Consider the following 12,452-nt stretch of genomic DNA (forward strand, 5'->3'; position numbering starts at 1 on the left):
GGTCAATTATGATTGTGTTCCAGTCGGTGCTTTTTCAAAATATCTTCTCCAAAGTCATTTCCATTTTCTCTGAAGATGGTGTGGATGTGATTGGCATTGTCAAGAAAGCCTACGTTGTCGTATTCGATGAGGAAGTCCGGACTGTGGATGACATAGTAGTGAGCCTTCATCGGCTCATAGCTACCGATCCACGCGAAATAGACTTCTCCCATCCCACGTGCATGAAGTTTGGCCAAGTATTCCTCTGCCTTTTCTTTTTCCAAATTCCCGATGTATTCCTCAATCAGGTAGTGCAGGATTTTTTGCTGGCCTTCATTTAGTTCAGACCCTTTGATGCCTTGGTAGCTTTCCAGCCACTGAGGTCTGTCGGGGCTGGTAATGATATCTCTGGGGACAGCTCCCGCCAGAGTAGCTTTTGATTTTTGGCCTTCATCCAAGGCATTAATCAGCCAAAAGCCATAGTCCTCTTCCTTGCTTAGCGGTCTCAGGCCAGCATATTGGGTGGCCTCTACCAGGGCTGGATCCGATCCAAAAAACAAGGGTGTCATCGCAAATTCATCTCCAGCCACGGTGAGATTGATGGAAATATGATGGCCTTCAAACTTTAATCCCCAGTCGGCATCTTTTGCCGGGTCCCCTGCCAAGAGTACATAGTAATTTCCAAAGTCCCAATTGAGCTTGCGGATAAACTCCATACTCCTTTCTGGGACTTTTCCCTGCTGGTATTGAATCTCGAAAAGCTCATGCAAAATGTCGTCGACCTGCATGATGGAAAAATTTTTCAAATAGCCTTGGGAGCTAAATACCGAATTCAAAATCCGGTGAAAGGCAATCTTACTTTCCTCAGAGAGGTCTCCATACCTAAGTCCTGACCTAGGGGCAAGACCCAAAGGCAGATTGGTCCAACGAGTACGGACACTATCCTCAAAGGGAACAGTAACTGCCTCTTTCTGGGTGTCTTGCAGAGTTTGGATAAAATCCAATATTGAGGATTTGAGTTTTTCGGTTGTTTGACCCAGGGAGACTAGGGTTAATCCAAGGAAAAAAGTCAGAAACAGCAATTTTTTTTGCATGGGTGGGATGACTGGTGTAAGCCCGATTTTATGTAGTAGAATGAACAGAAATAATTCAGGATTAGAATTTAGGGGATAAATTGGACTTTTCCTTTAAACCTTTTGAAAATCAGAGAAGAGCATTGAAAAAACGGATGCAAGCCTCAGGACCAAAAACGATCGAAAGTGCTAACTTGAGGTTAAATCTGAGGAGAATTCGGGTTCTCGATCTATTTTTTTATTTTTTAGGATTTGGTAAATTCAACCAAATGAAAAAATACGGTATAGCCTTCCTAATTGGACTGTTGGTAAGTACAGTTGCTCTAGCACAGCAGACCGAAATGGCCGAGCTCCAGGCTTCTGTGGACGCCAAAACCTTGGAATTTGAAGCCCGACAGGCCACAGGTATGAAGGGAAGGATGATCCAGGTGGATTCAGGTTACACTTTGGATATCAGCCCGGAAAAAGTCGTTGGGGATTTACCCTTTTTTGGACGTGCTTATCAAAGCACCCCCGGCTCAGATTCAGGGATGAAATTTGAGTTTTCGGAGTTCGATTTTACGGTTAAAAACCGTAAAAAAGGAGGCTGGGATTTAACGATTTCTCCGACCGAGCAGAGTGATGTGCGGGCGCTTTACCTTACTGTTCAGAAAAACGGAAATGCCAGCCTGCGCATCATCAGCAACAGCAAAGACTCCATGTCCTATACCGGATTTATCAAGTAAGGAAATGAAGGTCCTAGGCTCTTCCTTTTTGATGAATCATTAGACACTCCTCATTCTCCAGTTCGGTTTCGATTGTGTAGTGTTCAAAAGGGTATTGTTTCATTATTCTTTTCAAATCGCTTTTTACCTTCTGAATCTCGTCTATTTCGGAGATGGCACGGAGTCTCACATGGGTGGTAAAGACATGGTGCTCCCCATCCAGAGACCAGATATGGGTGTGATGAATGGATTGGACTTGGGGGATTTGAAGGATTTTCTCTTCGATTTCTGACTGATTGACATCCAATGGATGACCCTGAAGGAAAAGAAAAAGGGTTTCTTTCAGCCTTTTTCCCACGTTCCAGAGAATATAGCTTGTAATCAGCAAGGACAAAGCCGGATCCAAGTAAGGATTTGGGAAGAAAAGCAAAATCACCGATATCAGCAGAACCGCCGCCCATCCCAGGACATCTTCCAAAAGATGCCAAGTAATCACTTTTTCATTCAGGGTTTTTCCTCCATGAAGTTTCCAGGCTGCATATCCATTGACCGCGACGCCCAGTACCGCAAAAATGAACATGCCCTGAGCATCTGAAGCCTCAGGAGAAAGGATCCTTAAAATGGCTTCCCGGATCATAAAGACCGAACCCAGGATAAGAATCAGCGCATTGATCAACGCGCCCAAAAGGGAAAATCTGCGGTAGCCAAAAGAAAAAGTCTTCGAAGGGCTTTTTTTCGAATAGCGCTGCAGGTACCATGAAGTCCCCAAGGAAATAGAATCTCCCAAGTCATGAATGGCATCCGAAATGATTGCTACACTATTCACCCAGATTCCCCCAAAGAATTCCAAAACGGTGAAGGCCAGATTCAGGAAAAAAGCGGTCCGGAGGTTTTTCTCCGAGGTATCTCCGTGTTGATGATGATGCCCCATACTTCTTTGGGATTATTGAGTTAAAGCAGGAGGCTTCCGGTGTAAGGTCCCTTGTTCGTATGCATAGGTCAGACGAATCAAGGTCGGTTCTGACCACATTTTCCCCAGGAATTGGAGACCAGCCGGAAGTCCCTTGGCAGTAAATCCCATCGGAACGGTAAACGCAGGCTGCCCGGTGTGGGGGGAAATAATCTGGGAATTGTCTCCTTTGTACTCCTCTTGAAATCGCTTGATCAGGGCCGGAGGGTGATTCCAACTTGGATAGATCAAAGCGTCAAGTTGGAGGGAATCCATGACTTTTTCGATCACTTCCCGAAAGGCAATCCGCTTCAGGTCGGTAAATGGATCTCCACAGTCCTGATCCATATTTTCGGGTAAGTTGGGCTCCACAAACCTCTGCAGCCCATTTCGCGCATAGTCTGACTTAGTGCCCACTCGGATCACATCTTCTAAAGTACTCATCGTGTCCCGTTTGACATAGTCTGCCAGAAACTTTTCCAGATCCTCACGGAAAACAGGGCACCACTGATTTCTGCGAAGTGAATCAAAGTTTTCCACTTCCACAGAGTCGATCAGAGTCGCTCCAAGAGATTTCAAGTCGGCAATGGCTTTTTCGAAGAGGGCAGAAATCTCCGGATCTGGATCTGCTTCACTCAGCGTGCGGAAAACGCCAATTCGCGAGCCTTTCAGATCCTCTTTTTGAAGCGATTGAAGATAGTCAGCAGGAATTTTACCCTGAGAATTTGCAGTGATGGGGTCCTTGGGATCTAAGCCTGCGATGACCTGAAGTACTCTGACCGCATCCTCTACTGTTCGGCACATCGGGCCGACTACATCATTTCTCAGGTAAAGCGGCACGATTCCTTCCCGACTGACCAAGCCCAAGGTGGTGCGAAATCCCACCAAAGCATGGTGAGAAGAGGGTCCGCGGATGGAGTTTCCAGTATCAGTACCCAACCCGATGGTTCCAAAATTGGCTGCAACTGCGGCACCCGTGCCTCCGCTCGATCCTGCAGGTACGTGATCGAGATGGTAGGGATTTCGGGTGGTGCCAAGGGTAGAACTTTCCGAGTGCATGGGGCTGAAGGCCCACTCAGCCATGTTGGATTTGGCCAAGATTATTGCTCCTGCATCCTTGAGCTTTTGGATGATGAAAGCGTCCGTCTCGGGATAGAAGTCAGCCAAAGCCAAAGCTCCGGCGGTGGTCGGAAGTCCTAGCGTGTTGATGTTGTCTTTGACGATCAGGGGAATGCCATGAAGGGGCCGAAGTTTTCCGGTTTTGGCAAATTCCTCATCCAAAGCCCTGGCCTGGGAAAGTGCTTCGGGGTGGATGAAAGAAATGGAGTTGGTCAGGGAATCCCAAGCGTGGATGCGGTCCAGATAAGCTTGGGTTAGCTCTTCTGAAGAGAAGTCCCCATTTTGATACCCTTGGTGAATCTGGGAAATGGTCAACTCTTCTAGGGGAATGGGTGCTTTTTGAGGCTTCTGGCAAGCCCAAACCAAACCCAAGAGTAAGAAAGCTAAGATTCTATTCATGGGGGAATATAGCTTTCAAAAAGGGGATTGTCCAGTAGGTTTACTAAAGGAAAAGCAAGAAACCCACTATCTCATCGGGGGAGGAGGTGTTTTTTTCCTTTTCAACAGCCAAAACAACAGCCCCGCGATAATCAGGAAGAAGGGCCAGAGATTCAGGATGAAAATAAAAAACCACTGAAGATTGGTCCATCCGTTTTTCAGGCTATCGATGGCTTTGCCGAAAAAGCCAAACTCGGTTTCCTTTTCCACAAAAAAAGACACATTCAATGTGCTGAGCGAAACCCGATTGCTGAGGTAATTGAGTCGACCCTGCATGGATTCAATCTCTCCTCGGACATTGGCCAGTTCCCGCTCGAGCTGGAGGATTTCATCCACATTTCGGGCTAGTTTCAGAAGCTCGGTGTATCGATTTTCGAGCTCTTTTTTGGTTTTCAGTCTGGCCTCGACGTCGATAAATTGCTCGGTGACGTCCTCGGACCGGATATTAGAATTTTCGATTTTTACGGCATGGGATTGGATTTTCTCCAAAAGAGGATCCAATTGATCGGAAGGAATGCGGATCGTCAGGCGTTTCTCACTTCGCTCTCCGTAGCTGTTTTCCGATTCATTGGAGATAAAGCCCTTCGCTGCTTTGACTTCGGCTTTGAGAAAAGCATCGGTTTCTTGAATGTCCCGGCACTCAAAATAGATATCCCCTTCCCGGATGATTTTTCGCTCGGTGAATTCAGTTTGCGGAGCAGGTTGCTCAGTTGACGGAGCTTCAGCTAATTTTTGGTAAGAATCTGCTGAATCCGAAACAGGCAGGTTGACCGAATCCTGTGTGCCGCAGGCAGCGACAATAAATCCGAAAAGTAGGGGGAGCTTGGCAAGAAGAAGCTTCATAGCGTGTGGGTTTACTTAAATGTAAGAACGAAGCAAATGCGCTTTCTGCTTTATGCTGAAGAAAATTTAACGTTTATCGATCCATCCAAGCTTTCAGTTCGGCCACCTTTTCCCGACTGACCAGAATATCCGAATCCGCGCTGTGGATAAGCTTGATTTTCAGCCGGCTGTTGGAGTAGGTCAGGACTTCTTCGATGGCGTCGATATGGGAGATGTATTTTCTGTTGAGGCGAAAAAAGGTCTCCGGATCCACTTGGGACTCCACCTGCTCCAGAGTCGAGTCCAATACGTATTTTTTTCCTGAAAAGGTCTGCAAAAAGGTCACCCGCTCTTCGCTGAAAAAGAAAGCGGCTTCCTCGACGGGAATACTTTGAATCTTCTCTCCGAATTTGACCAAAAACCTGCTTTTATAGAGTTTTTCCTTAGGTTGAAGCAGGCTTTTAATTACCGCCAGATCCAGGTTTGGGCTCAGGTTTTGGGATCGAAACTTTTCTACTGCCCTTTCCAGATCTTTGGGATCGATGGGCTTGAGCAGGTAGTCCATGGCATTTACCTGAAACGCCTGGATAGCATACTGGTCATAAGCTGTGGTGAAAATAACGGGTGAGCTTACTTTTACTTTCTCAAAAATCTCAAAGCTGATCCCGTCAGCAAGCTGGATGTCGCAGAAAATTAGCTCAGGGGCCGGATTTTCCTCCAACCAACGCACGGCCCTGCTGACGGTGTCCAAATCTCCAATCAGCGTAGCTGAGGGAAAATACTCCCCGAGCATCCGGATTAGCCGATTTGCGGCGGGCTTTTCGTCTTCGATGATCAGAATATTCATGCGCTGATTTTCAAAAGTGGAAGTTTGACCAAAAATTCATGTTCTGTTTGAAAGATTTCCGGAATCTGATCACTCAAAATGCGATACCGGGATCGGATATTTTCCAAGCCCACTCCAGTGGAGGGCTCAGTTTGGCTCGTTTTGGGTTGGAAGGTATTGCTTATCCAAAGCTCCTCTCCCTTTTGCAGGATAGAAATGAAAAGCGGGTTTTCCTGAGAAGCGATGTTGTGCTTGATGGCATTTTCCAGCAGAAGTTGCAGGGAAAGCGGGGGTAAAAAGAACCCTTTGGATTGAGCCACATCCAATTTGAAGTTGAGGTTTTCCTCAAACCGAATTTTCTGAAGCTCCAGGAAATTGCGGGCAAAATCCAACTCTCTGTCCAGCTCGACCAATTCCTCCTGCTGCACATCGAGCACATAGCGGTAGATTTTGCTTAGCTTTTGGATGAATGCCGCCGAGCGATCGGCATCTTCATAGACCAGGTTGGAGAGGGCATTCAGCGAGTTGAAAAGAAAATGGGGGTTCAGCTGGTCCTTGAGGCTTTGGTATTGGCTGGCGAGCTTTTCGGAGCGGAGCTGCTCGGCTTCGATGGCGGATTTTCGCCATTCCATCAGCCAAGATCGGGTAGTGAAAATCGCCATGAAGATCAGGGCAATTCGCATGGGGACAAAGGTAAACTCCAAGATTCCGTCCCAAGGTATTCGAGCCAAGGTAAACTGCCCATCTATCCAGGTGTACAGGAAAACGATCACAAAACTTGCCACAAATGAATAAGCCATATAGGTGATTACCGTAGCAAAAAGGCGCTTGACCGGATGATGAATCCAAGAGAGCCTCGGGTCCCAAAAATCCTCCACCCTACTGCCTCCAAAGCTCAGGGCCATGGATACCACAAAGGAGAAAATAAACTCTGGGATGATGCTGATGATTCCTTCCAGGCTAACAAGGCAGGAAGCACAGAAATACACTTGCAGGGCGAATGCAATTCCCAAGTTGATCAAAAGGAATTTGCGAAGGTCATTCCAAAGTCCTTTTTGCTCTTGACAGTCAGCGGTGGTGGAGGTCATGGGGGAAGATAGGAAAAAGGGAATTAATTTGGGATGCATCTACGGGCTCAGCACACGTTTCGGTAATATAACCTCCACCGGAAGGAATTCCCGGCGAAGGTTAAAGTTGGTTTAGTTTTCTTTTTGTGATGCTTATTGGCATTGAGAAGCCACTTGCTCGGCTTGGGTTTTGCCCCAAGTCGGCATCAGGTAGTTGTCATCAATTTTGGAGGCCTCTTTTTCAAATAGCTCAAGACCTACCCGTGCAAGCCCGCAGGCTTTCTCCGGGCCTGAGCCAAAAAACTGAGCCATTCCCAATTCCATTTGGGCCATCAGCGTAGTAGCCCGTGGATTTTCTCTGTTTTGGGCGATGGCTTTTCCGTACAGCTGCATGACTTGAGGGCTTAGGGACTGTCCCCGATTGGCAGGATCCACGGAGACCTTTCCCATGAGGATAAAGCCTTCCAGAGCCGTGATTTCAGAGTTGTTTGGAGAGAGCCCCCCTGCTTTTTTGGCCAATTCCATGGCCTGATCGAGGTATTGGTCTTTATTCACCTCAAATCGGAATGCCGCATTGGTCTGCACATAGGCCGCGTAGTAGAAGGGAAGCCATTCTTCATTTTTTACCTCAGCGATGCGGAGAAATGCATTCGATACGGCTTGTGACTCTTCCAAAGTCCGGATCTGCTGCATGGCTTGGATTTGCTCTTTCATGGCATTCTCATAGGAGTTTTGAGCCAAAGCTGGAGAGACGAGAAGATAGGAGAGCAAAAGTGTGAGTACAGTTTTCATGGTTGTTAGAATTAGAGGTTGTTTAATTGATTTGCGTTTTTGTCTTTGGAAATGGTAAAGAAAATGCCCAAAAAGAGGAAGCGGGGTGCTCCCTGCCCGATAGGAAGGGATTCAAACTGGCCCTGTTCGTTTGGATTTTGGGCAAAGGAATACCCGAAGATGTTTTCATGTCCGAGCACGTTGGTCACCGCGCCGTGAATGATCAGGTTGGGTCGGGGCAAATAGCTCCAACTCAGGCTGAGGTTTTGGAAAGTCCCGGTTTTGGAGTTCATCTCTCCCGGGAGGTTAGGGTCAGTATAGGTCAGCCCGTCATTGAAAGACCAGGAGAGCCCCAGCTGTGACTTCATCGGAACCACAAAGTGCTTCACGACTACGCTTAGATTATGTCTTGGAGCAAAGTCCGGCTGCACTTGGGTTGTGAATTGATTAAAACTCCTTTTGCTGTCCACAAAGCTGTACGTGACCCAGTAATCGGTGTTTTTGAGGGTTTCCCGATCCCGGAAAAACACATCAAATCCCCGGGCAAAACCTTCTCCTTCATTTCTCAGATTCTGGGGATTTTGGGGAATTCCCTCAAATCGAATCAGCTTGTCGTAGCTTTTGTGAAAAGCTTCGGCCCGGAAAGTTCTTCCTTCTTTTTGGTAGAGATAGTTCAAAATCAAGTGCTCGGAAACCGTGTTTTGCAAGGCTGGATTCAGTACGCGAAAGTTTTCTGGCGGCATTTGTTGGAATCTTCCTGTGGCAAGGGAAAGGGTCCCATTTTCCGAAATTTTATAGGCCAAGGAAGCTCTGGGATCCAGCCAGTTTTGGTCAGCCAAAGTAGAGGTTCCGGCCCGAAAACCGCCTCGGAAAACCAGATTTTGACTCAAGTAAAGATCCCATTCGGAGTAGAGGTACAGCTGATTTTCTCCGAAGTTTCTTTTGAATCCTTCCAAAACAAGAGCCTCTTGGTAGTCATTTCTGAAGTACTCGACGCCGTTGTTGGCTGAGATTTTTTCCGTGAAATCATACACTGCACTGAATTTGCCATGGGTTAGCTGGTTGGTTCTTTTCAAATTGACTCCGTCCAGATTGATCAGATCGGTATTGTGAGAATAAGAGAGTCCGGCGAAGAGAGACCAGCCGCTTTGGTAGGCTTTTCTCCAGTTGGTTTGCGCATAGGAGTAGGTATTGGTCAGATCGATCAAAACGCCTCTGCCCTCTATCCCGGGTTGGGCCTGCCAGAGTTCCATTCCTCCTTTTTCAGTACGGGCCAATATTTTCCAAAGGCCTCCTTTGGCTGTTTTTTGCTGGGCAGCCACCTCCAGATCTACTCCGTAGGGAGCTCGTTCCCAGTCAAAGTCCTGCTTGACCAGATTTTGGTAAGGCTTGAGATCAAAAATGTTTCCGCTGACCGTCAGGCTTCGCTTCTCATTGGCGAGTGTGTGTGAATAGCCTCCTCCCACCGACATGACCGAGAGGTCACCCTGGCTCCGGATCGCCAAATCCTTGGTGTTCAAAGCCAAAGCAGAGGAAAGTGCCTGTCCATATTCAGCAGAGTAGCCTCCGGTGGAAAAGAAGGTGCCTTTGAATAGGTTGGGGTTGAATCGGGTGCGGGTCGGAACATTTCCGGCGGTAGTTCCATAAGCATTGCCCACCCGCATGCCGTCGATGTAGATGCCGACTTCGCTTGCGTCTCCTCCGCGGACGAAGAGGCGGCCGTCATTGCCAACGGTGGAAGTTCCCGGCAAAGTCTGAAAAGCCCCCACGATATCGCCCATGGCTGAAGGTGTAGTGACTATATCCAAGGGCCGAAGGATTACCGATTTCTTTTCGTCAGAAGCTTCTATAGCTCCTGCTGAAATGGTCACGGCATTCAGCTGGTTGAATTCTTCACCCAAAAAGACATCCGGAAGGCTTACTTCTTTTTCCCCCAAAGTAATGACTTGCTCCTGACTCGAAAACCCCATCATGCTGAACACAATTAGCTGAGTTCCCTTTTCCGAAGTGGTAAATGAAAATTTTCCTTCAGTATCGGTGCTTGATCCGTCAAAGCTCCCTTTGATGTAGACATTCACTCCCGGAAGAGGTCTGTTTTTTTCATCCAATACCCTGCCCGATAGGAGAACCTGTGCATTGCCTGTGGTCTGCAGGAGAAAAAGAAGAAAGAAAAGAAGAAGTTTGGGATTCATTTTTGGTTCAGCTTTGATCCAAAAATGGAGGCTCTCGATCACTTGGAAAATTGAACCTGACTGAAGTGTCAAAATCCGCGACTGAAATGTTGGAAGCCGGCAACCAATGAATTTTCAATTTTTATATTTCCTTCAGATTTTCACGGATCTCTGGATATAAAACCAATTCATATGCAATTAAGATTCTCTATTCTTTTCCTTTCGCTAGCTATTTCCTGCTCGTCACCTCAAACCGAAACCAAAGAGGGACCCAAGCTTTCAGGTAATCCCATTTTTGAAGGCTGGTATGCCGATCCGGAAGGGATTGTGTTTGGAGATGAATACTGGATTTATCCGACCTTTTCGGCGGCATTTGAGGATCAGCTGCACTTTGATGCCTTTTCTTCCAAAGACTTGGTGACTTGGGAAAAACACGAACGAATCCTGGATAATTCCGCCATCACCTGGGCTCGTCAGGCGATGTGGGCTCCTGCTGCGATCGAAAAGGACGGGAAATACTACCTCTTTTTTGCAGCGAATGACCCGCTCACTCCTGAGCGTCCGGGCTACGATCCCAACAATGACATCAATCATTTTGGCGGAATCGGCGTAGCAGTGGCAGATTTGCCAGCTGGACCATTCAAGGATTTGCTAGGAAAACCACTTCTTTCTGACTTCCACCACGGCGCTCAGCCAATCGATCAGTTTGTATTTAAAGATACTGACGGCACCCATTACTTTTTCTACGGAGGCTGGAGCCACTGCAACATCGGCAAACTTACTGCAGATTTTACTGGCTTCGAACCTTGGGAAGACGGAGAGCTTTTCCACGAAATCACTCCCGAAGGCTATGTGGAGGGCCCTTTTATGTTTCTCCGAAAGGGCACATACTACCTCATGTGGTCTGAAGGTGGCTGGACCAATGATTCCTATAAAGTCGCCTATGCCATGGCTGAAAAGCCGACCGGTCCTTATCGGAGAATCGGAACGATCTTGGAAGCCGATCCCGAAGTTGCCACAGGTGCAGGACACAATTCCGTCATCCAAAAACCCGGAACTGACGAGTGGTACATGGTTTACCACCGCCGTCCGATTCCCAATGAAGGAAGAGATCATCGGGTGACTTGCATCGATGTAATGGAATTTAACGAAGACGGGACGATCAAGCCGATTAAGATGACTTTTGAGGGTGTGGAGGCGAATCCGATTAACTAGATTCATAATTTCTAGCATTCAAAAAGTAAAATAAGAGAAATCTTATTTTATCCTTTGTCATTAAAGTAAAATAAGTATCTTCGGTTCATGATGCGAATCGAAGATTTTGTTTCTGGCCGTTACATTTCCGGATATCAGTATCGGTATTTTGTCCCCGAAAAGGTCAATCAGGAATGGATATGGACCAGTCCCAAGATCAACCGTCTTTTGGAGCGAGCCTCCATCAGGTTGGGTGAGTTGAACTCATTTGCCCGAATGGTGCCCAATATCGATCTGTTCATTCAGCTCCATGTGGCCAAAGAGGCCGTTATTTCCAGTAAAATCGAAGGAACACAAACCCGAATCGAGGAGGCTTTGCTGCCAATAGAAAGCATTGACCCTGAGAGAAGGGATGATTGGCAGGAGGTGAATAACTATATCCAGGCGCTTAATTCAGCGATTTCGGAGTTGCATACGCTGCCACTTTCCTCCCGACTCCTTCGCAATACACATCAGCTGCTTATGCAGGGTGTGCGGGGCGAAAACAAGCAGCCGGGTTCATTTCGGCAAAGCCAAAACTGGATAGGTGGAAATTCGCTCCCCACTGCGGTATTTGTACCGCCCAGCCACGAGTTGGTTCCCGATCTGATGAGTGATTTGGAGCAGTTTCTCCACAACCAAGAAATCTATGTTCCCAGCCTGATTCGGATTGCCTTGGCTCATTATCAGTTTGAGACCATCCACCCTTTCCTCGATGGAAACGGTCGGGTAGGACGATTGTTGATCACGCTGTACTTGGTCAGTGAGGGAATTTTGGACCAACCACTGCTCTACCTTTCTATGTTTTTTGAGAAAAACCGCAGCCTGTACTATGATCAGCTTTCTGCTGTCCGAAGCAAGAATACCCTCGAAGAATGGGTTTGCTATTTTCTCGAGGGAATTGAAGAAACGGCAAGCATCGGTGCTTCGACCTTGTCTTCAGTTCTCGATTTGAAGAAACGTCTGGAAGTTCAGATTGAGGAAGGTTTTGGGAGGCGCAGTGCTATGGGGAAAAAACTCCTTCATGGTCTATTCCAAGAACCGACCATTACAGTAGAGAAAGCAGCTCAGATTACCGGTTTGAGCTTCAAAGCGGCCAATGACTTGGTTGTTTTGTTTCGGGAAAAAGGAATCTTGGAAGAGCAGACCGGACAGGCTAGAAATCGAGTTTTTGTCTTTGTAGACTATTTGAAAGCTTTTGAGCACTGATTGAGCGAAAGTAAAATAAGATTTTTGCTGTTTTACCTTTATATAAAAAAGTAAAATAAAGGCAAGACAAAATTTTCATTGAAAATAAAAA

At 47.0% G+C, this 12,452-nt stretch carries 11 protein-coding genes; 3 read left to right on the plus strand and 8 right to left on the minus strand.

Features of this window, described 5'->3' with window-relative positions; genetic code table 11:
* Positions 1–2: 2 nt before the first annotated feature.
* Positions 3–1,073, minus strand: a complete 1,071-nt coding sequence (locus AAA943_RS13990) for a DUF3500 domain-containing protein (protein ID WP_338224883.1) — start codon at positions 1,071–1,073, stop codon at positions 3–5.
* A gap of 248 nt (positions 1,074–1,321) precedes the next feature.
* Here AAA943_RS13990 and AAA943_RS13995 point away from each other — a divergent pair, with 248 nt between their 5' ends.
* Positions 1,322–1,777: a DUF4251 domain-containing protein gene (locus AAA943_RS13995; RefSeq protein ID WP_338224884.1), complete on the plus strand. Its 456-nt coding sequence runs from the start codon at positions 1,322–1,324 to the stop codon at positions 1,775–1,777.
* Positions 1,778–1,790: 13 nt separating this feature from the next.
* On the opposite strand, the gene AAA943_RS14000 is transcribed toward AAA943_RS13995, so the two are convergent.
* The 7 genes from AAA943_RS14000 to AAA943_RS14030 all read right to left on the minus strand — a co-directional run bounded on the left by AAA943_RS14000 (position 1,791) and on the right by AAA943_RS14030 (position 9,940).
* Positions 1,791–2,687, minus strand: coding sequence for a cation diffusion facilitator family transporter (locus AAA943_RS14000; RefSeq protein ID WP_338224885.1), 897 nt, complete (start codon positions 2,685–2,687; stop codon positions 1,791–1,793).
* 12 nt (positions 2,688–2,699) lie between these two features.
* Positions 2,700–4,223: an amidase gene (locus AAA943_RS14005; RefSeq protein WP_338224886.1), complete on the minus strand. Its 1,524-nt coding sequence runs from the start codon at positions 4,221–4,223 to the stop codon at positions 2,700–2,702.
* 66 nt (positions 4,224–4,289) lie between these two features.
* Positions 4,290–5,105 carry a DUF4349 domain-containing protein gene (locus AAA943_RS14010; protein WP_338224887.1) on the minus strand — a complete coding sequence of 272 codons (816 nt, stop codon included), beginning with the start codon at positions 5,103–5,105 and terminating at the stop codon, positions 4,290–4,292.
* 73 nt (positions 5,106–5,178) lie between these two features.
* Positions 5,179–5,931, minus strand: coding sequence for a LytR/AlgR family response regulator transcription factor (locus tag AAA943_RS14015; protein ID WP_338224888.1), 753 nt, complete (start codon positions 5,929–5,931; stop codon positions 5,179–5,181).
* Positions 5,928–6,998, minus strand: coding sequence for a sensor histidine kinase (locus AAA943_RS14020; protein WP_338224889.1), 1,071 nt, complete (start codon positions 6,996–6,998; stop codon positions 5,928–5,930). Before AAA943_RS14020 ends, AAA943_RS14015 begins: the two co-directional genes overlap by 4 nt.
* 132 nt (positions 6,999–7,130) lie before the next feature.
* Positions 7,131–7,769: a hypothetical protein gene (locus AAA943_RS14025; protein ID WP_338224890.1), complete on the minus strand. Its 639-nt coding sequence runs from the start codon at positions 7,767–7,769 to the stop codon at positions 7,131–7,133.
* 11 nt (positions 7,770–7,780) lie between these two features.
* On the minus strand, positions 7,781–9,940 hold the full coding sequence (locus AAA943_RS14030) for a TonB-dependent receptor (protein ID WP_338224891.1): 2,160 nt from the start codon (positions 9,938–9,940) through the stop codon (positions 7,781–7,783).
* 171 nt (positions 9,941–10,111) lie between these two features.
* On the opposite strand from AAA943_RS14030, the gene AAA943_RS14035 reads away from it, so the two are divergent.
* Positions 10,112–11,134 (plus strand): glycoside hydrolase family 43 protein, encoded by a 1,023-nt coding sequence (locus AAA943_RS14035; RefSeq protein ID WP_338224892.1) that lies wholly within the window; start codon positions 10,112–10,114, stop codon positions 11,132–11,134.
* Positions 11,135–11,221: 87 nt separating this feature from the next.
* Complete coding sequence (locus tag AAA943_RS14040) at positions 11,222–12,361, plus strand: Fic family protein (protein ID WP_338224893.1); 1,140 nt, start codon at positions 11,222–11,224, stop codon at positions 12,359–12,361.
* Positions 12,362–12,452 lie beyond the last annotated feature (91 nt).

Origin of the sequence: Algoriphagus confluentis, assembly GCF_036245625.1 — a bacterium.
GTDB classification, from domain to species: domain Bacteria; phylum Bacteroidota; class Bacteroidia; order Cytophagales; family Cyclobacteriaceae; genus Algoriphagus; species Algoriphagus confluentis.